This is a genomic window from Schaalia odontolytica, from assembly GCF_002847525.1.
Classification (GTDB): domain Bacteria; phylum Actinomycetota; class Actinomycetes; order Actinomycetales; family Actinomycetaceae; genus Pauljensenia; species Pauljensenia odontolytica_B.
Window position 1 is genome coordinate 191,921 of record NZ_PKKM01000004.1, and the last position, 19,168, is coordinate 211,088.

Below are 19,168 nucleotides of genomic sequence, written 5' to 3' on the forward strand. Positions count from 1 at the left end.
AGCCACAGACTGTGCGGTCGACACCAGCAGCGCGAGAACGCGAACTCCCCGCGACGAGTGCCGCCACAACGAAACGCCCATCCGAAGCCACCGGAACGACAGACGGGTGGGAGGCACCAGCGCACTGCTAGTGCCTCCCACCCGTTATGTCAGGAGTGACTCCCGGAAGGCTCAGGCTTCCTTGGGGGCCACGTCGAGCAGCGCGTCGCCGCGCTGGATCTCGCCGCTGGCGACCGGGGTCACCACGCCGAACTTCTTCTTGTTCGTCACGACGACGGGGGTAATCGTCTCGTAACCAGCCTCGCGGATCACATCGAGGTCGACCTCGGCGAGGACGTCGCCGCGGCGCACGACGTCGCCCTTGGCGACGCGGGGCGTGAAGCCCTTGCCGTCCAGCTTGACGGTGTCCATGCCGACGTGGATGAGGACCTGGACGCCGGAGGCGGACTTGAGGCCGTAGGCGTGACCGGTCGGGAAGGCGACGGTCACGGTGCCATCGAAGGGCGCGACGACGAGGCCGTCGGCGGGCTCGATGCCGATGCCGGGGCCGAGCATGCCCTTGGCGAAGGACTCGTCCTTGACCTGCTCGAGCGGAACCACGGTGCCCGCGAGAGGCGAGGCAACAGAGAGGTCAGCCAGCGCCTCGTCGCTGAAGGACGGGGCCGGGGCGGCAGCCGGGGCAGCGGCAGGAGCAGCCACGGGCGCGGCAGCAGGGGTCGCCACGGCGGCGGCCACGGGAGCGGCAGCCTTGGCGGCGGGCGCACGGCCCTCCATGTCAGCCTTGCCGCGCGTCATGGCGTAGGCGAAGGTGAAGCCGAAGGAGAGGACGAAGACGAGGACCTCGAGGGCCAGGTAGGCGGGGATCGACTTGGGGATGATCGACACGAAGCCGACAAAGCCGGCGGCGCCGAGGGCCTGACCGCGCACGTTCAGCAGGGCGACGCCCGCGGAGCCGATGGCGGACGCGACCATGGCGCAGTAGAAGGGCCAGCGCAGGCGCAGGTTGACGCCGAAGATGGCGGGCTCGGTGATTCCGAAGACTGCGGAGACACCACCGGCACCGGCCAGACCCTTGAGCTTGGCGTCGCGAGTCTTGAAGAAGACGGCCAGGGCAGCCGCGCCCTGCGCGACGTTCGCCATGGAGGCAATCGGGAAGATGAAGTCGCCGACGCCACCGTTGGAAGGCAGCAGCGGGATTTCAATGGCGGGGAAGGACTGGTGCAGACCGGTGACGACGATGGCACTGTAGAAGAAACCGAAGATGAGTCCACCGAAGACACCGAGAGTCGTGTACGCCCAGTTGATGCCGTAGGTCAGGTAGTTGGAGAGCTCACGGGTCACGGGGCCGACGATGACGAAGGCCAGGAAGCCGGTGACCAGCAGGGTGATGAGCGGGGTGAGCAGGAAGTCCGCAGTGCCCTTAAGGACCTTGTGCAGGCTCTTCTCGATGAGGCACATGATCCAGGTGACGACCAGGGTGGGGATGACCATCGCCTGGTAGCCGACCTTGGTGACTTCGAGGCCAAAGAGGTTCCACACGGAAGACTGGTCCGTGTAAGCCCAGAACTTGGCGGCGGCCGCCGCGTCTGTCATGGAGTAGGCAGACAGCAGCGACGGGGATACCATCGCTGCGCCCATCGCGGCGCCCAGATAGGTGTTACCGCCAAAGCGCTTCGCAGCGGAGAATCCAACGAGGACGGGCAGGAACGCGAAGGCAGCGGAGGAGACGAGGTTAATGAGCGCGTCGTAGTCGGTCATCGCCGGGTACATCTCGATGACGGACTTCTCACCGAAGAGACCCTGGGCCGTCAGGACCGAGTGGAGGGCCATGAGAAGACCACCGGCGATCAGGGCCGGGAGGACCGGGACGAAGATGTCCGCAATCATCTTCACGAAGCGGGAGAAGATGTTGCCGCCAGCCTCGGCTTCTTCCTTGGCCTCGTCCTTGGAGACCTCACGTACGCCGTGGTTTGCGACCATCTTGGCGTAGACCTGGTCAACATCGCCGGGACCGACGATGATCTGGAACATGCCGCCGGCGGCGAATGTGCCCTTCAGATCTTCGTTGTCATCGAGGGCCTGCTGGTTGATCTTGGATTCGTCCGCGATCACCAGGCGGAGACGGGTTGCGCAGTGTGCTGCTGCGCTGATGTTGGATGCGCCGCCGACTGCTTCGACGACCTCTCCTGCCACCTTGGCGTGATCCATTGCCGACCACATTCCTTTCTCAAAACCCCACGCGCAACGCCATTGTTACGCCGCGCTGGGCGGTGTGTAGCAATCGATTGACATACTACGGGCGAAGGAGCCACGAACGCAAGGCGCGAGGTACATCGTCTCAGGTCAGATCATGAGAGACCGCCCACATACGACGAGGCCGTGGCCACTGTGAGCAGCCACGACCTCGTCCGTCAGTCGCTCAGTCGGCGCGCGCGGCGCTCACGTTCGTCACAGAAGCGGTGCCCTCGAGCGTCACTCCGGCCCCCTCGCCGTTCAGGAAGCTGCGGGTCGTGAAGACGCGCGATCCGTCGCCCAGGTAGATCTCGGTGATCGATCGGTCGTGGAGAATCTCGACGCGGCCGGCCTCCCCCGGCTCCAGGGTGACGACGCGGCGGCCACCGTGGGGGTAGCGCGTGCCCGTCAGGTCGACGGTCAGACGCCCCTCGTCAAGGGTGATCGACAGGCCGGACTCCTCACCGATGCACACGGACAGCGCACCCTCGTAGGAGGCATCGAAGGCAAGCCTCCACGAGCGCGAGCCAGCGAGCTCCACAATGCGCGCCCCGACCTCGTCCCCGGGGGTTCCCTCGAGCGTCGCAGGCGCCAGGGGCAGGCCCGGCAGGAACGGGCGAGCGATCACGCGGCCGCCGCGCAGGGTGAGGGCGCGCGGCGCGGTGAAACAGTGCACCCAGCCACCGGTCTCGATCGAGGGCTGGTCGTCCTCGCCCGCGTTGCCCGCCCACCCGAAGAGGAGGGGTGGCGCCCCCGGGGCCGAGGACGCGGAGCGCGCCATGATCTGGGGAGCGTAGAACTCGGTGCCACGGTCGAGCTCCTCGAAGGAGCCGTCGGCGCCCCGGAACTCGGTACCCACGAGCTCGCCGACGATGGCGACACACGGGAAGACATTCTCGAATCCCTCGCGCTCGGGCGAAATTCCCTGCGGGCAGAAGATGAGCACGTCGTGGGCCTCACCCGAATCCTCGTCGACGAGACGCACCAGGTTGGGGCACTCCCACATGTAGCCGAACGCCTCGAAGGCTCCACCGGCATCTGGGAAGGTCATCTCACCCTCGCACTCCCACGCGCGCAGGTCCGCGGAGCGGTAGAGGAGGGCCGCACCCGTGAGGTTCTCGCGTTGCACGCCGAGCAGCATCCGGTAGGAGCCGTCCGCGTCGCGCCAGACCTGCGGGTCGCGGAAGTGAGCGGTGTACCCCTCGGGCTGGCGGCCGATGATCGGGGGCACCTGCTTATCGAAGTGGACCATGTCGGTCGTGGTGACGACGCACTGGGTGGCCTCGCGCTCCCCCGTCTCGGGGTCCTTGTAGTTGCCGGTGTACCACAGCTCGACGTGGTCACCGACCTCGATCGCCGTGCCCGAGTAGGCGCCGTTCGCGTCCTGGTGGGTGTCGGGCAGGATCGCGGGGGCGTGGTAGTCCCAGCGGGTCAGGTCCGAGGAGGTGGCGTGGCCCCAGTAGACGAGGCGGCGCGGATGCTCGGGCGTGTACTGGAAGAAAGCGTGGTAGGTCCCATCGATCTCAATGAGGCCGTTCGGGTCGTTCAGTCGGCCCACCGGGGGTGCGACGTGAAAGAGGGGGTAGTCGGGATCTTGCGGGGCGCGCGACGAGGCCTCGGCAGCGAGGGCGGACGCGAGAAAATCTTCGGCCATGACCTCACGGTAACACCCCGAGATAGACGAGCGCGCGGGCGGGACACATCCGTCCCGCCCGCGCGCTGTCAAACGTACGTCACACCTGTCGCAAAACGCGACAGATCAACGAAAAACCCAGATCAGGCGCCCGTCACATCATCGGGGTGAGCGTCCGCGTAGCGGGCAAGCTCCTCCTCGACAATGGACTCATCCAGCTTCACGAACACCGGCGTGGGCTTGGCGATCGGGGTGCCAGGCGTGATCGGGTGACGCTCCCAGGTCGGCACGTTCGTGTAGTCGCCCGTGATGATCGGGTAGCCGTCACGGCCCTCGAAGTCGGCGGGCAGGACCTGCGGGTCGAGCTCGGCGACCTCCTCGATGTAGGGCATCGGCGCGATCTCGCCGGTGCCGCCCATGACACGGTCGATGTCGTTGGCCGCGTGGGGCAGGAACGGGGAGAGCATGAGGTTGAGGTCCGTGACCGCCTGGGCCAGGGTCCACAGGACCGTCGCAAGGCGCTCCTGCTGCTCCGGGGCCTTCAGCTTGAAGGGCTCGGTGTCGGTCACGTACTTGTTGGCCTCGCCGACCAGACGCATAGCCTCGGACAGCGCCGCCTTCTGGCGGTGGTGACGGATCAGGTTGCCGACGGTGGCAAAACCGGCCTCGACGGCATCCAGGAGGGCGCGGTCGATGTCCTCGAGCTCACCGGGGGTGGGGATCTCGCCGAACTTCTTGGCGATCATGGAGGCGGTGCGGTTGACCAGGTTGCCCCAGCCGGCGACGAGCTCGCCGTTGGTGCGGCGCACGAACTCGGCCCACGTGAAGTCGGAGTCCGAGGTCTCGGGGCCGGCGGCGCTGATGAAGTAGCGCAGGGCGTCGGCCTGGTAACGCGAGAGGAAGTCGCGCACGTAGATGACGATGCCGTGCGAGGAGGAGAACTTCTTGCCCTCCATCGTGAGGAACTCGGAGGACACGACCTCGGTGGGCAGGTTGAGGACGCCCAGGTCACCGGGGGCACCGCCCTTCGCGCCCTGGCCGTTGTAGCCGAGCAACTCGGCGGGCCAGATCTGGGAGTGGAAGACGATGTTGTCCTTGCCCATGAAGTAGTAGGACAGGGCCTCGGGGTCGTTCCACCACCTGCGCCACGCCTCGGGATCGCCGGTGCGGCGTGCCCACTCGATGGAGGCGCTCAGGTAGCCGATGACGGCGTCGAACCACACGTACAGGCGCTTGGTGGGCTGGTCCTCCCAGCCGGGGACCGGGATACCCCAGTCGATGTCGCGCGTCATGGCGCGGGGACGGATGTCCTCGAGGAAGTTCTGGGAGAACTTGATGACGTTGGGTCGCCAGGTGCCGGACTTCTCGCGCTCGTCGAGCCAGGCGGACAGGGCATCAGCCAGGGCGGGCAGGTCGAGGAAGTAGTGGGTGGACTCCACGAAGTTGGGGGTTTCGCCGTTGATGCGCGAGTGCGGGTTGATGAGCTCGGTCGGGTCCATCTGGTTGCCGCAGTTGTCACACTGGTCGCCGCGCGCTCCTTCGGCGCCACAGATCGGGCAGGTGCCCTCGATGTAGCGGTCGGGCAGGGTGCGGCCGGTGGACGGGGAGATGGCGGCGCGCGTGACCTGCTCGATCATGTAGCCGTTGTCGCGCACGGTGGCGAACATATCCTGGACGACGCGGTAGTGGTTGCCGGCGGTCGTGCGGGTGAAAAGGTCGTAGGACAGGCCCAGGGCCACGAGGTCCTCGACGATGAGGCGGTTGTTCTGGTCTGCGAGTTCGCGGGCGCTCACGCCGGCGCCGTCGGCGGCCACCAGGATGGGGGTTCCGTGTTCATCGGTTCCGGACACCATGAGGACGTCGTGGCCGGCCATTCGCATGTACCGGGAGAAAACGTCGGAGGGGACACCGAATCCCGCAACGTGGCCAATATGACGGGGGCCGTTGGCGTAGGGCCATGCGACGGCGGACAGAATACGACTCATAGCCCCTAACAATACTGCGTCGGTGTCATAAACGGGCAACCGGCCGCATATCGAGGATATTGAAACAGTCTTTCAACCGATGTGACCCGGGTGATACGCTTGGGGAAATTACTGATTTATCAGGGAGGTTTCATGCCCCGCGCACTCATCATCGTCGACGTTCAGCCCACATTCTGCGAAGGTGGTGCTCTCCCGGTGACCGGCGGCAACGCCATCGCCGAGGCCGTGGCCGCCTACGTGGACGCGCACCGCGACGAGTACCAGCTGATCGTCACCACGCAGGATTGGCACATCGATCCGGGCGCTCACTTCTCCGAGACGCCCGACTTCGTGGACACCTGGCCCCCGCACGGCGTCGCGGGCACGGCCGAGGCCGAGCTGCACCCGGCGCTCGCGCACGTGAACGCGGACGTGACGGTCAAGAAGGGCCAGTACAAGGCCGCCTACTCGGGCTTCGAGGGAACGACCGAGGATGGCAAGACGCTGGAGGAGGCGCTGCGCGGCGCTGGCATCACAGACGTGGATGTCGTGGGGTTGGCCGAGTCGCACTGCGTGGCGTGCACGGCCGTGGATGCTGTCCACGCCGGGTTCCGGACGCGTGTCCTGCGTGAGCTGACCGCCCCCGTCTCCGAGGAGCTGGGCGCGTCGGCCCGTCAGTGGATGACGTCGGAGCACGTCGAGATCGTCTGAGCAATTTCCCTGACGGCGCCCAGGCCTCGTCGCTGCCCGGGCCTCGTCACTTCGCGGCGAGAGCGGCCTTGTAGAGGTCGTTCTTACGCGCGCCCGTCGCTGCGGCCACCTCGGCTGCGGCGTCCTTGAGGCGCATGCCTTCCGCCGCAAGTGCGAGGACGGCGCCGACGTGGTCTTCGGCGCGTGCGCTTCGCGCGTATCCGGCGACAACGATCGTCACCTCGCCGAGCACGTCGTCGGCACCTTCCGCGAGCTGCCCGAGCGTGCCGCGGCGCACCTCCTCGTAGTCTTTCGTGAGCTCGCGGCACAGCGCGGCGGGGCGGTCGGCGCCGAAGACCTCGGCCATGCGCGTCAGTGTGGCTGCCGCGCGCCGGGGCGATTCGAAGAAGATGAGCGTGTGCGGGTCGGTGGCTAGGTCCTGCAGGTAGCGTGTGGCCTCCCCATCCTTGCGCGGCAGGAACCCCTCGAAGGCGAAGCGATCCGAGGGCAGGCCGGACAGGGCGAGGGCCACGAGCGGCGCGGAGGGGCCGGGCAGCACAGACAGAGGAACGCCCGCGTCGATGGCGGCACGCGCCAGCCGGAAGCCCGGGTCGGAGACGGTGGGCATACCCGCGTCGGAGACAAAAACGACGCGCGCCCCTCCCCTAGCGGCCTCGACGATGCCCTCAGCCTTTTCGGCCTCGTTGTGGTCGTGCAGGGCGACGAGGCGGCCACCCAGCTTGATGCCCAGGCGCGAGGCCAGGGCGAGCGCGCGGCGCGTGTCCTCGGCGGCGACGATGTCCGCCCCCGCAAGCGCAGCGACAACGCGGGGCGAGGCGTCACGCACGTCCCCGATCGGGGTGGCTGCCAGCAGGATGGTCCCCGCCTCCTGGCGGTAGTGTTCCTGCACGCGAGCGTCCTTGGGCGTCGAGGCAGCCTCGGGGGCGTTGGTCGTGTCGGTCGCTGCTTCCATGCCCGTATCGTCTCACTGGTTTCCTGCGCGCGCACGGCGCGTCCGCCGCGTACCCGCCACCCATTGGGGGACGCGCGAGGCCAGGACGCACGCGGCGCACAGGAGCGCGATGGTTCCGCCTGCGCTGAGGCGCGCGGGGACGGCGATCGCGAGGCCGACAATCCCGAGAAGCGCTCCGAGCAGAGGGCAGCCGACGAGGAAGGCACGCGAGCTGCGCACGAGGGGCGCGAGCGCGGCGGCCGGCGCGGCAATGAGCGCGATCGACAGGATCGTGCCGACCGCGGGGATCGCCACGGTGACCGACGCGAGGATGAGTCCAAGGATGACGAGCTCGTGACGCCCGGCGCGCGAGGCCGCGGCGGGGTTGGCGGGGTCGAAGCAGTGGGCGATCAGGTGGCGCCCGCCCATCATCACGACCAGCAGGGCGACCGCGAAGACGGCACCTGCCCAGGCGACGTCAGCCGGGGAGACGGTCATGACAGAGCCGGTGAGGAAAGAATTCACCGCGAGGGGCAGGGGCTTGAACCAGGTCGCCAGGAAGTAACCGGAAGCAAAACCCGCGGTCAGCACGATGCCGGCCGCGCCTTGGCTGGAGATGCCGGGGATCGTGGCGAGCCAGCGCATAAGGGCGACAAGCGGGATGGTCCCGAGGAACGCTCCAACATAGAGCGCCGCCGACATTCCGGAGTGCCCGAATCCGAGGACGGCTGCGATGACGACGCCGAGAACCGCGCCCGGGAACGTGCCGTGCGTGACGGATTCGGCGAAGAAGATGCGCCGGTCCAGGTAGGCGAAGGCGCCGACAAGACCGCCCAGGGCCCCGATGATCGTCACGTGGAGCGCGGGGTACAGGAGGAGGCTGGCGATCATGAGGCCTCCCCTCCCTCGACGTTCACGGTCGTTTCACGCGACTTTTCACGCGCGGCGGTGACCGTGGGCGCGCGGCGGGCGCGGATCTCACGGATGGCACAGGCGACAGCAAAGCAGACGAGGACGCCCATGGCGACGCACGCCTGCGGAGAGAGCGGTCGTGGCGCGCGCAGGAGGGAAACGCCGAAGCCGGCCCATCCACCGACGAGCGCGCAGGCACCGGCCAGGAGCACCATCGCCCGCGGGCACGACGCGAGCAGCCGACCGAAGGCCCCGGGCACGACAAGATATCCGACGACGAGGAGGACCCCGACGGCCGTCGACGCCGCGACCACGATGGCTCCGAGCGCCGCGTTGAACGCGATGTCGATCCAGGTGACCGGAATGCCGCTGACGCGCGTGGCCTCGCGGTCGAAGGCCACCGCGACCTGTGCACGCCAGGTGAGGGCGAGCAGGGCGGCTGCGACCACGAGGACGAGGGCGCTCGTTGCCATGCGCGACGGGGTGATATCCAGGAGGCGGCCGAACATGAGGGATTCGAGCTGCCCGGACATGTCGCCGATGCGCAGGGAGATCACGATGCCGAGGGAGAAGAAGGCGGTGAGCAGGACTGCGGTCGTCGCCTCGGAGTGACGCTGTTTGCGAGAGGCCACGGTGAGCGCTGCCGCAATAAGGGCCGCACACACTGCGCCGCCCGGGATGATCGCGTCGCGCCCGCCAATCGCCATGCCGACGACAATGCCGGGAAAGACTCCGTGGACCATCGTTTCGGCGCTGAACTCGGCGCGACGCAGGTTGACGAGCGTCGAGGCCGGTCCCACCGCGAGCGCGAGCAGGCCAAGGACGATGACAGGGCGCAGCAGGTAGGGGGCGATCATGACAGGGCCGCAATCGCCTCGTCGGCGCTCGATCCGTATGCGCGAGCCAAGACCTCGGGCGCGAGGGCCTCATCGGTGGGCCCCAGGGCGACGAGGCGGGAGGCGAGCACGCACGCCTGGGAGCACACATCACGCGCGAGGGACAGGTCATGCGTGGACACGATGACGCCGACGCCGTCCGCGGTCAGGTCGGCGATGAGGCCCGTGATGATGTCGCGGCTGGGCGCGTCCAGGCCGTTGAAGGGCTCGTCCATCATGACCAGCTCGGGGCGCGCAACGAGGGCGCGTGCGACGAGGACACGCTGGCGCTGTCCGCCACTGAGCGTCCCGAAGCGGTGGGTGGCCCGGTCACTCAGATTGACGCGCTCGAGGGCGGCGCTCACCCGCGCGCGCATGTCGGCGTTGATGCGCCTGCCCCAGCCGGCCTCGGCGATGAGCCCCATGGTGACGACCTCGGCAGCGCTCACGGGGAACGTGAGGTCCAGGTCAGCGCTTTGCGGCACGAGCCCGATGCGGGTTGCGTCCACCTCGACGGTCCCGGAGAGGACCGAGCAGCCGCCAACAATACCTCGCATGAGGGTGGTCTTGCCGCCGCCGTTGGGGCCGACAAGGGCGAGGGCCTGGCCCCCGAACACGTCGAGAGTCAGGCCGGTCAGCGCCGGGGTATGCGCGTACCCCAGCGCCGCGTCTTGAAAGGAGACGAGTCTGCCCATCACTGATCCTTCAGGCGCTCGGGCAGCTGCGGCACAGTACCGCCCCACGCCTGCGTCACGGCACGAACGTTGTGGATGATCGAGCCGACGTAGGTGGCTCCCTCGGAGCCGTCGGGCCCCAGCGAGTCGCCGTACATGGCGTCCTCGCCCACGATGGGGGTCACGCCGGCCGCGCGGGCGATCGCCTCGATGGACTTAGAGTTGTTGGAGTTTTCGGCGAAGAGCGCGACCGCACCGGATTCCTTGACGGCCTCGACGGCCTTGGCGATGTGGTCGGCGGTGGCGTCCTGCTGCTCGTTGAAGTCGGACAGGGCGGCGCCGATGAATCGGATGCCGTAGTCCCTCGAGAAGTAGCCGAAAGCGTCGTGGGAGGTAAAGAGGACGCGCTGCCCCTCGGGCACGGTCTCGATAGCCTCGGCGGTCCACTGATCGAGCGCGTCGATGTCCTCCAGGTACGAGGCAGTGGCCGCGTTGATCGACGAGGCGGCGTCCGGCGCTGCGGCTGCGAGGCCCGCGCCGAGGTTAGCGACCTGGACGCGGGTGCCCTTCGGCGAGGTCCACACGTGCGGGTCAAAGCGGAATTCGGGCTCCTCCCCCGCTTCCTCCGGCGGGAAGGGCCACGGAGCGACGTCGACGCGCTCACTTCCACGATCGATCGTGTAGGCAGCCTCGGGGTCGGAAGTGCCCGGGTTATCGATGTCGGCGGCTGTCAGGACGCCAGAGGTGACAACCATGCGTCCCTTGAAGCCGGAGGAGACGACAGCGTCGTCGAGGAAGTGCTCGAGGTCCACGCCGGAGACCGCCATGACGTCGGCCTGCGCGAGCGCCGAGGTCTGAGCAGGGGTCATCTCATGCTCGTGCGCGGATGCGTTCGGGGCGAGCAGACAGGTCAGGCTCATGGTGAGGGCAGCGCCGTCCTTCTGCGCGCCGACATGACTGCTCTTTCCGGCGGCATCGGTCTTGTCGAGGGAAATATCGGTAGATCGCTCCGCGATCTGAGTGACGTAGTCGCAGATCTGGGTGGTCGTGGCGACGACCGCGAGACCGTGGGCCGACGAGGAGGGCGCGCACGCAGCCAGCGAGGCGGTCGCCATGGCCAGGCCTGCGGCAGCGGCCAAGCTACGCGTTGGTGAGAAAGACATCATTGCTCCTGTGCAATTTTCGGGTACACGAAAATTATATACAGAAGCGAGAACAATTCTCAAGAGGCGCAGACTGAACATTCTCCCCAAGTGCGAGAGTGGATGTGCGCCACGCTCCTTTCAGCACGATCGGGCCGCTAGACTCGGATGCGATGGATACAGCGAACGCACACAACGACATGATCAACGAGGCCTCGGACATCCTCGAGCAGGAGCCAACGGCCGAGGCTACGACCGAGGAACAGCCCACAGAAGAAGCAGGTATCGACTCCTCAGAGTCGCCCTCCTGGGACACTCCGAGGCCCCCACGAAATCCGCGCTGGACTGATCGCCTCAACACTCCCGCCGCAGGATGGGTCGCAACCGCGATTGCCGCTATCGTCGCGGCGATCATCCGCCTCCCCGGCCTCGACAATGTCCGCACGCTCATCTTCGACGAGACATACTACGTGAAGGATGCTTGGTCTCTTCTCACGTTCGGTTACGAGGGGACGTGGGCCAAGGACGTCGACGCCGCTTTCATCAACGGCGACACCTCCGGCTTGTCAGCGATTGGCGGATACCCCGTCCACCCTCCCACGGGAAAATGGCTCATCGCTCTGGGCATGAAGGTCTTCGGCCAGGCAGACCCCGTTGGCTGGCGTATCGCCGCGGCAATCTGCGGCATCATCACCGTTATTCTCTTGTGCCGACTGGCTCAGAACCTGTTCCGCTCACCGGCACTCACACTCCTGGCGGGCCTTTTCCTGGCGACGGACGGCATGGCAATCGTCATGAGCCGCACGTCCATTCTCGACGGATTCCTCACCATGTTCACCCTGGCCGCTTTCCTGTGCGTCGTGAAGGACCAAGAGGCATCCCAGCCGCGACTGTTCGCAAAGCTCCAGGAATGGGATGACCTGGGCACTCCTCGCCAGGGCTGGAATGACCTGCGCGCCTTCCTCACCCGTCACGATCGCCGCCCCTTTGCAGTCGGCCCGAATGCGGGGAACCGGCCGTGGCTGCTCGCAGCTGGCATCCTCGCCGGGCTCGCCTGCTCCGTCAAGTGGTCCGGAATATATGCCCTTGCGTTCCTCGGTATTTTCGTCGCGATCCGAGAAGTCACGTGCCGCTGGCGAGCCGGACACCCATCCCCCATTCGGGGAGCCCTTCTCGCCGACATTTGGTGGGCTTTCGTTCTCATGGTTCCCACGGCGATTCTCACCTACATTGCGTCATGGTTCGGCTGGTTTGCGCACCCCGCTGCCCACGGACACGGACGTTCAGGAATTTCCGGCTTTGCTGGTTCACTTGCCGACCTATGGCTCTACCACAAGGAGATGTGGACATTCCATAACGGCCTGAGCACCCCGCACACCTACCAGTCCAGCCCCTACACCTGGCTTGCACAGTATCGAGCAACCTCCTTCCACTGGCAGACCGGGCCGGAGGTCACGGGCTGCACGTCCGGACAGTGCGCAACGGATATCGTCGCTCTCGGAAACCCACTCTTATGGTGGATCGGCATTGGCGCACTCATCCTCATCCTGTGGGCGACGCTGCGTTACCGCAATTGGCGCACGGGCATCGTGGCGCTCGGATACATCGCCCTGTACGCGCCGTGGCTCGCCTACGCGCACCGAACGATCTTTACCTTCTACACGGTCGTCTTTGCGCCATTTGTCGCCCTATCCGTCGCATGGATGATCGCAGTACTCACGGGATGGGTAACCGCCGACGGACACCCCCTCAGCGCTCCCCTGCCCCGACGCACGGAGTTGTCCGGCTGGGCCGTGGCCGCAGTGCTCACGATCGCCATTCTGATGTGCGCGATATATTTCCTGCCCCTGTGGCGCGCGGACGTCGTCAACTACAGCTTCTGGCGTTCTCACATGTGGTTACCCTCGTGGATTTAACGGGTTCGACGAAGAGTCAACCAAAAGAGTGTGGCCCGGCAGGTACCTGCCGGGCCACACTCTTAAATGAAAGCGTTCACGCGCCGAGCCGATTCAATGTCTCGCAGCGATCGCACGAACATGTGCTGCACATCAGCAGCCGCCACACGCGAGCCGCTGAGCGTCGCCTCAGGCAAGCGACGCAAGCAGCTCGCGGATCTGAGCATTGAGTTCCTCGGAGGGCATGAATGAGCCATCCTGGAAGTCAGAGCCAAGGTTGATACCGACCTGCTGCTCACGCACGTCCGCACCGAAGGTCGACATGATCTCGCGCAGGTGCTCGAGCGGCTTGACCGCGCCGTACCAGGAGTAGCCGACCAGACCAACGGCCTTCTCCTTCAGCGTGGCCGGGGGCAGGTAGTCAATCGCGTTCTTCAGAGCGCCGGACACCGAGTGGTTGTACTCAGGCGTCACGAACAGGACAGCGTCGTTTGCCTCGATGTTGGCACGAAGACGAACAGCCTCGGGAAGCACGGGAGCCTGCATCGACGGCGGCATCTCCTCCGCGAAGAGAGGAAGGTTGTAGTCACGCAGATCAAAGAAGACGGTCTGAACACCGTCGAGATGACGAGCCTGATCCTCGATCCAACGAACGACCTGCTCACCGGCGCGGCCAGGACGGACAGAACCGAGAACGATAGCAATGGAAGCCATGACGTTTCCCTTTCGAAGTCTTATTGAAACGTCAACTACTATAGTTCGCAGGAAAGCGCGAGACAAGAACAATCGCTATCGTTTAGGACACAAGTCCCATGGTGCCGCAGCGTAGCAATCCCTCTGGTGAGGGCGCAAAAGCTACGGGCAACAGACTTTGCAGATAATGCGCGAAGGGCCTCATCCGTGTGGATGAGGCCCTTCGGTTTGAGGTGTGTTGTGGCGGTGTCCTACTCTCCCACAACCTGGCGGTTGCAGTACCATTGGCGCTGCCGGGCTTAGCTTCCAGGTTCGGAATGGAGGCTGGGCGTTTCCCCGGTGCTATGACCACCACAAGACTTGGTGTTCAACACGGTCCCCCACCGTGTTGGTGGGGGTGTGGGTTGATCGTGGTTTGTATAGTGGTTGCGGCACGACATTGTTCGTGTTTTTGTTCACCCGTTGTTGGGTGATTGTTTAGTGTTGGCCCATTAGTACCAGTCGGCTCACGAGCACATTGCTGTGCTTCCACCTCTGGCCTATCAACCCGCTAGTCTGGCGGGGGCCTCTCACCCCACGAAGGGGGCGTGGAAACCTCATCTTGAAGCAGGCTTCCCGCTTAGATGCTTTCAGCGGTTATCCCTTCCGAACGTAGCCAACCAGCCATGCACCTGGCGGTACAACTGGCACACCAGAGGTTCGTCCATCCCGGTCCTCTCGTACTAGGGACGGCCCTTCTCAAGTTTCCTGCGCGCACAGAGGATAGGGACCGAACTGTCTCACGACGTTCTGAACCCAGCTCGCGTACCGCTTTAATGGGCGAACAGCCCAACCCTTGGGACCAACTCCAGCCCCAGGATGCGACGAGCCGACATCGAGGTGCCAAACCATGCCGTCGATATGGACTCTTGGGCAAGATCAGCCTGTTATCCCCGGGGTACCTTTTATCCGTTGAGCGACCACGCACCCACGTGCCATGGCCGGATCACTAGTTCCTGCTTTCGCACCTGCTCGACCCGTCGGTCTCACAGTCAAGCTCCCTTGTACACTTGCACTCGCCACCTGATTACCAACCAGGCTGAGGGAACCTTTGAGCGCCTCCGTTACATTTTAGGAGGCAACCGCCCCAGTTAAACTACCCACCAGGCACTGTCCCCAACCCGGATCACGGGTCTAGGTTGAGGTGACCGCTTGAACCAGAATGGTATTTCAACGACGACTCCACCACCGCTGGCGCGGCAGCTTCACAGTCTCCCACCTATCCTACACAAGTCCAAGCGAACACCAATACCAAGCTATAGTAAAGGTCCCGGGGTCTTTCCGTCCTTCTGCGCGAAACGAGCATCTTTACTCGTACTGCAATTTCACCGAGTTCGCGGTTGAGACAGCGGAGAAGTCGTTACGCCATTCGTGCAGGTCGGAACTTACCCGACAAGGAATTTCGCTACCTTAGGATGGTTATAGTTACCACCGCCGTTTACTGGGGCTTAAATTCACCGCTTCACACCCCGGGGGGGTGTTGACAGTTCCTCTTAACCTTCCAGCACCGGGCAGGCGTCAGTGCGTATACATCGCCTTACGGCTTCGCACGCACCTGTGTTTTTGATAAACAGTCGCTTCTCCCTATTCTCTGCGACCCCACAACCCAACACCCACGCGAGGCGGGCCCAAGTTACGGGGTCCTCCTTATCCCGAAGTTACGGAGGAATTTTGCCGAGTTCCTTAACCACGATTCACTCGAACGCCTCGGTATACTCTACCTGACCACCTGAGTCGGTTTAGGGTACGGGCGCGTTATGCCCTCACGTCGAGGCTTTTCTCGGCAGCTTAGGATCACCACAAGTCCACACACGCGTGTGTCCCTCATCAGTTCTCACCCTTATGCCCCCCGGATTTACCTGGGAGGCGGGCCACAACCTTAAATACGCACAACCATCGGCGCACTGCAGCTACCTGTCTGCGTCACCCCTGTTAACACGCTTGCCTACAATCACCGGGGCCCCAAGACCCACACACACCACAAAACCCGAAGGAATCATGGTGGCGTGAGCAAATTGGTTAGCACAATGACTTCAGCATGGGCGGTCATAACGCGGTACCAGAATATCAACTGGTTGTCCATCGACTACGCCTGTCGGCCTCGCCTTAGGACCCGACTAACCCAGGGCGGATAAACCTAGCCCTGGAACCCTTAGTCAATCGGCGCTGCGGATTCTCACCGCAGATTCGTTACTCATGCCTGCATTCTCACTCCCACACAATCCACCAGAAGTTCCCTCCAGGCTTCACCTCGTGCAGGACGCTCCCCTACCCAACAACACACCAGCACTCCAGTTCCTGGCGCCAGCATCACGTGTTGTTGCCACAGCTTCGGCGGTACGCTTGAGCCCCGCTACATTGTCGGCGCAGAACCACTTGACCAGTGAGCTATTACGCACTCTTTCAAGGATGGCTGCTTCTAAGCCAACCTCCTGGTTGTCACCGCGACTCCACATCCTTTCCCACTTAGCGTACGCTTAGGGGCCTTAGCTGATGATCTGGGCTGTTTCCCTCTCGACTACGAAGCTTATCCCCCGCAGTCTCACTGCCGCGCTACACCTAATGGCATTCGGAGTTTGGCTGACGTCAGTAACCCATAGGGCCCATCGGCCATCCAGTAGCTCTACCTCCACCAGGGACCACGCGACGCTGCACCTAAATGCATTTCGGGGAGAACCAGCTATCACGGAGTTTGATTGGCCTTTCACCCCTACCCACAGTTCATCCCCCAGGTTTTCAACCCTGGTGGGTTCGGTCCTCCACACAGTCTTACCTCTGCTTCAACCTGACCATGGGTAGATCACCCCGCTTCGGGTCTAGAACACGCGACAGGCGCCATATTTCAGACTCGCTTTCGCTACGCATACCCCACACGGGTTAAGCACGCCACGTATCACTAACTCGCAGGCTCATTCTTCAAAAGGCACGCCATCACCCCACAAGGCTCTGACGGCTTACAGGCACACGGTTTCAGGTACTATTTCACTCCCCTCCCGGGGTACTTTTCACCATTCCCTCACGGTACTATGCACTATCGGTCATCAAGTAGTATTTAGGCTTACCAAGTGGTCTTGGCAGATTCACACGAGATTTCACGAGTCCCGCGCTACTCGGGTACCACACCCACACCACACAACACCAGTCCATCTACACGACTCTCACGCTCTTTGGTCAGCCTTCCCAGACTGTTCAACTCCCAACATCACATGGCGCGACCCTCCGGCAGAAGAGTCCAACATGGCCCCACAACACCAAACACGCAACGGCCGCCGCCTCTCACACGCATCTGGTTTAGCCTCCTCCGCTTTCGCTCGCCACTACTCACGGAATATCTTTTCCTGCGGGTACTGAGATGTTTCACTTCCCCGCGTTCCCCCCACCACCCTATACACGTTCAGATGATGGTAACCCAGCACAACCCAGGTTAGGTTCCCCCATTCGGACACCCTCGGATAATAACGCTCGCTCGCCAGCTCCCCGAGGCATATCGCAGGCCGCAACGTCCTTCATCAGCTCTTGATGCCAAGGCATCCACCGAATGCCCAATAAAACTAAACAAAACACAAAAAACAGTACAGAACAAATATGCTCGCAACCACTATACAAATCACAAACAACCCACCACACACAACCCACACCCACAGGAAAACCCCTCCAGGCTGGCTGTGTGGGCAACCACCACCAACAGGCGGCGGACGCTCACACGGTGTTGAACGTGAACCCGACAGTGTGCTCGTTCGCTACAACATTTTTATGCCCAACCCAAAACACGCACCCACACCCACCACCCACTGTCGGGCAGTAAACACATGCAGGCACAAGAAAACAACCAGGCACAACCCAAACAGTCATGCCGCATTGTTCCCCACAAAACTGGGCTCCCTAGAAAGGAGGTGATCCAGCCGCACCTTCCGGTACGGCTACCTTGTTACGACTTCGTCCCAATCGCCAATCCCACCTTCGACCACTCCCCCCGCAAAAACGGTTAGGCCATGGGCTTCGGGTGTTACCAACTTTCGTGACGTGACGGGCGGTGTGTACAAGGCCCGAGAACGTATTCACCGCAGCGTTGCTGATCTGCGATTACTAGCGACTCCACCTTCATGGGGTCGAGTTGCAGACCCCAATCCGAACTGAGACTGGCTTTAAGGGATTCGCTCCACCTCACGATATCGCAACCCTCTGTACCAACCATTGTAGCATGCGTGAAGCCCAAGACATAAGGGGCATGATGATTTGACGTCATCCCCACCTTCCTCCGAGTTAACCCCGGCAGTCCCCCACGAGTCCCCACCATCACGTGCTGGCAACATAGGGCAAGGGTTGCGCTCGTTGCGGGACTTAACCCAACATCTCACGACACGAGCTGACGACAACCATGCACCACCTGCACACGACCAACTAAATGCCACCACATCTCTGCAGTGTCGCCGTGCATGTCAAGCCTTGGTAAGGTTCTTCGCGTTGCATCGAATTAATCCGCATGCTCCGCCGCTTGTGCGGGCCCCCGTCAATTCCTTTGAGTTTTAGCCTTGCGGCCGTACTCCCCAGGCGGGGCACTTAAAGCGTTAGCTACGGCGCAGAAACCACGGGTGGCCCCCACACCTAGTGCCCAACGTTTACAGCGTGGACTACCAGGGTATCTAATCCTGTTCGCTCCCCACGCTTTCGCTCCTCAGCGTCAGTAACGGCCCAGAGACCCGCCTTCGCCACCGGTGTTCTTCCTGATATCTGCGCATTCCACCGCTACACCAGGAGTTCCAGTCTCCCCTACCGCACTCAAGTCAGCCCGTACCCACCGCACGCCCCCAGTTAAGCCAGAGGATTTCACGGCAGACGCGACCAACCGCCTACAAGCCCTTTACGCCCAATAATTCCGGACAACGCTCGCGCCCTACGTATTACCGCGGCTGCTGGCACGTAGTTAGCCGGCGCTTCTTTACCCACTACCCTCACCACAACCTTGAGTTGCGGCTTGACCATGAGCGAAAGAGGTTTACAACCCGAAGGCCGTCATCCCTCACGCGGCGTCGCTGCATCAGGCTTTCGCCCATTGTGCAATATTCCCCACTGCTGCCTCCCGTAGGAGTCTGGGCCGTATCTCAGTCCCAATGTGACCGGTCACCCTCTCAGGCCGGCTACCCGTCAAAGCCTTGGTAGGCCATCACCCCACCAACAAGCTGATAGGCCGCGAGCCCATCCCCCACCAGAAAAAACCTTTCCACCAACCCCCATGCGAAGATCAGTGAATATCCAGTATTAGCACCCGTTTCCGGGCGTTATCCCAAAGAAGGGGGCAGGTTACTCACGTGTTACTCACCCGTTCGCCACTCATCCACCCAGCAAGCTGGGCTTCAGCGTTCGACTTGCATGTGTTAAGCACGCCGCCAGCGTTCGTCCTGAGCCAGGATCAAACTCTCCGAACAAAAACAAAAACGTTAAAGCCCAGAAAAACCAACCAACCAAA

At 63.6% G+C, this 19,168-nt stretch carries 11 protein-coding genes and 3 rRNA genes; 2 read left to right on the plus strand and 12 right to left on the minus strand.

Annotated elements, in window-relative coordinates; genetic code table 11:
• Positions 1-171: 171 nt before the first annotated feature.
• The 3 genes from CYJ22_RS03995 to metG form a co-directional block, all read right to left on the minus strand.
• Complete coding sequence (locus tag CYJ22_RS03995; RefSeq protein ID WP_101601279.1) at positions 172-2,208, minus strand: sucrose-specific PTS transporter subunit IIBC; 2,037 nt, start codon at positions 2,206-2,208, stop codon at positions 172-174.
• A gap of 211 nt (positions 2,209-2,419) precedes the next feature.
• Positions 2,420-3,886 carry a glycoside hydrolase family 32 protein gene (locus CYJ22_RS04000; RefSeq protein ID WP_007588109.1) on the minus strand — a complete coding sequence of 489 codons (1,467 nt, stop codon included), beginning with the start codon at positions 3,884-3,886 and terminating at the stop codon, positions 2,420-2,422.
• A gap of 122 nt (positions 3,887-4,008) precedes the next feature.
• Entirely contained in the window at positions 4,009-5,850 is a 1,842-nt protein-coding gene (gene metG, locus CYJ22_RS04005) for a methionine--tRNA ligase (RefSeq protein WP_034496283.1), read from the minus strand.
• Positions 5,851-5,982: 132 nt separating this feature from the next.
• On the opposite strand from metG, the gene CYJ22_RS04010 reads away from it, so the two are divergent.
• Positions 5,983-6,540: an isochorismatase family protein gene (locus CYJ22_RS04010; protein WP_101601281.1), complete on the plus strand. Its 558-nt coding sequence runs from the start codon at positions 5,983-5,985 to the stop codon at positions 6,538-6,540.
• A 46-nt stretch (positions 6,541-6,586) separates the two neighbouring features.
• Here the strand turns inward: CYJ22_RS04010 and rsmI are convergent, their stop codons facing one another.
• Genes rsmI through CYJ22_RS04035 form a run of 5 tightly spaced genes read right to left on the minus strand, consistent with a single transcriptional unit; the run spans position 6,587 to position 11,095 of the window.
• Positions 6,587-7,492, minus strand: coding sequence for a 16S rRNA (cytidine(1402)-2'-O)-methyltransferase (rsmI, locus tag CYJ22_RS04015; protein ID WP_101601283.1), 906 nt, complete (start codon positions 7,490-7,492; stop codon positions 6,587-6,589).
• 12 nt (positions 7,493-7,504) lie between these two features.
• Positions 7,505-8,362 (minus strand): metal ABC transporter permease, encoded by an 858-nt coding sequence (locus tag CYJ22_RS04020; RefSeq protein WP_007588100.1) that lies wholly within the window; start codon positions 8,360-8,362, stop codon positions 7,505-7,507.
• Positions 8,359-9,240: a metal ABC transporter permease gene (locus CYJ22_RS04025; RefSeq protein WP_101601285.1), complete on the minus strand. Its 882-nt coding sequence runs from the start codon at positions 9,238-9,240 to the stop codon at positions 8,359-8,361. The genes CYJ22_RS04020 and CYJ22_RS04025 overlap by 4 nt, the downstream gene beginning before the upstream one ends.
• On the minus strand, positions 9,237-9,953 hold the full coding sequence (locus CYJ22_RS04030; RefSeq protein ID WP_101601287.1) for a metal ABC transporter ATP-binding protein: 717 nt from the start codon (positions 9,951-9,953) through the stop codon (positions 9,237-9,239). Before CYJ22_RS04030 ends, CYJ22_RS04025 begins: the two co-directional genes overlap by 4 nt.
• The gene (locus tag CYJ22_RS04035; RefSeq protein WP_007588096.1) at positions 9,953-11,095 is read right to left on the minus strand and encodes a metal ABC transporter solute-binding protein, Zn/Mn family; all 1,143 of its coding nucleotides are present in this window, start codon (positions 11,093-11,095) and stop codon (positions 9,953-9,955) included. The genes CYJ22_RS04030 and CYJ22_RS04035 overlap by 1 nt, the downstream gene beginning before the upstream one ends.
• 152 nt (positions 11,096-11,247) lie before the next feature.
• On the opposite strand from CYJ22_RS04035, the gene CYJ22_RS04040 reads away from it, so the two are divergent.
• Positions 11,248-12,990: a dolichyl-phosphate-mannose--protein mannosyltransferase gene (locus tag CYJ22_RS04040; RefSeq protein WP_101601290.1), complete on the plus strand. Its 1,743-nt coding sequence runs from the start codon at positions 11,248-11,250 to the stop codon at positions 12,988-12,990.
• A 168-nt stretch (positions 12,991-13,158) separates the two neighbouring features.
• Here CYJ22_RS04040 and CYJ22_RS04045 read toward each other — a convergent pair whose 3' ends face one another.
• From CYJ22_RS04045 to CYJ22_RS04060, 4 genes are all read right to left on the minus strand, one after another.
• On the minus strand, positions 13,159-13,683 hold the full coding sequence (locus CYJ22_RS04045; protein ID WP_101601293.1) for an NADPH-dependent FMN reductase: 525 nt from the start codon (positions 13,681-13,683) through the stop codon (positions 13,159-13,161).
• Positions 13,684-13,900: 217 nt separating this feature from the next.
• A 5S ribosomal RNA gene (gene rrf, locus CYJ22_RS04050) occupies positions 13,901-14,018 on the minus strand.
• A gap of 116 nt (positions 14,019-14,134) precedes the next feature.
• Positions 14,135-17,259: ribosomal RNA gene (locus CYJ22_RS04055) — 23S ribosomal RNA — on the minus strand.
• 328 nt (positions 17,260-17,587) lie between these two features.
• Positions 17,588-19,127, minus strand: a 16S ribosomal RNA gene (locus CYJ22_RS04060).
• Together the 16S, 23S and 5S rRNA genes form the textbook arrangement of a ribosomal RNA operon.
• Positions 19,128-19,168 lie beyond the last annotated feature (41 nt).

What these genes read in the sequence shown, in the direction of transcription:
- CYJ22_RS04000 (WP_007588109.1), bottom strand. Translation starts at nt 3,886, where the DNA reads ATGGCCGAAGATTTTCTCGCGTCCGCCCTCGCTGCCGAGGCCTCGTCG.
- CYJ22_RS04025 (WP_101601285.1), bottom strand. Translation starts at nt 9,240, where the DNA reads ATGATCGCCCCCTACCTGCTGCGCCCTGTCATCGTCCTTGGCCTGCTC.
- CYJ22_RS04045 (WP_101601293.1), bottom strand. Translation starts at nt 13,683, where the DNA reads ATGGCTTCCATTGCTATCGTTCTCGGTTCTGTCCGTCCTGGCCGCGCC.
- CYJ22_RS04040 (WP_101601290.1), top strand. Translation starts at nt 11,248, where the DNA reads ATGGATACAGCGAACGCACACAACGACATGATCAACGAGGCCTCGGAC.
- CYJ22_RS04035 (WP_007588096.1), bottom strand. Translation starts at nt 11,095, where the DNA reads ATGTCTTTCTCACCAACGCGTAGCTTGGCCGCTGCCGCAGGCCTGGCC.
- CYJ22_RS04020 (WP_007588100.1), bottom strand. Translation starts at nt 8,362, where the DNA reads ATGATCGCCAGCCTCCTCCTGTACCCCGCGCTCCACGTGACGATCATC.
- CYJ22_RS04010 (WP_101601281.1), top strand. Translation starts at nt 5,983, where the DNA reads ATGCCCCGCGCACTCATCATCGTCGACGTTCAGCCCACATTCTGCGAA.
- metG (WP_034496283.1), bottom strand. Translation starts at nt 5,850, where the DNA reads ATGAGTCGTATTCTGTCCGCCGTCGCATGGCCCTACGCCAACGGCCCC.
- rsmI (WP_101601283.1), bottom strand. Translation starts at nt 7,492, where the DNA reads ATGGAAGCAGCGACCGACACGACCAACGCCCCCGAGGCTGCCTCGACG.
- CYJ22_RS04030 (WP_101601287.1), bottom strand. Translation starts at nt 9,953, where the DNA reads ATGGGCAGACTCGTCTCCTTTCAAGACGCGGCGCTGGGGTACGCGCAT.
- CYJ22_RS03995 (WP_101601279.1), bottom strand. Translation starts at nt 2,208, where the DNA reads ATGGATCACGCCAAGGTGGCAGGAGAGGTCGTCGAAGCAGTCGGCGGC.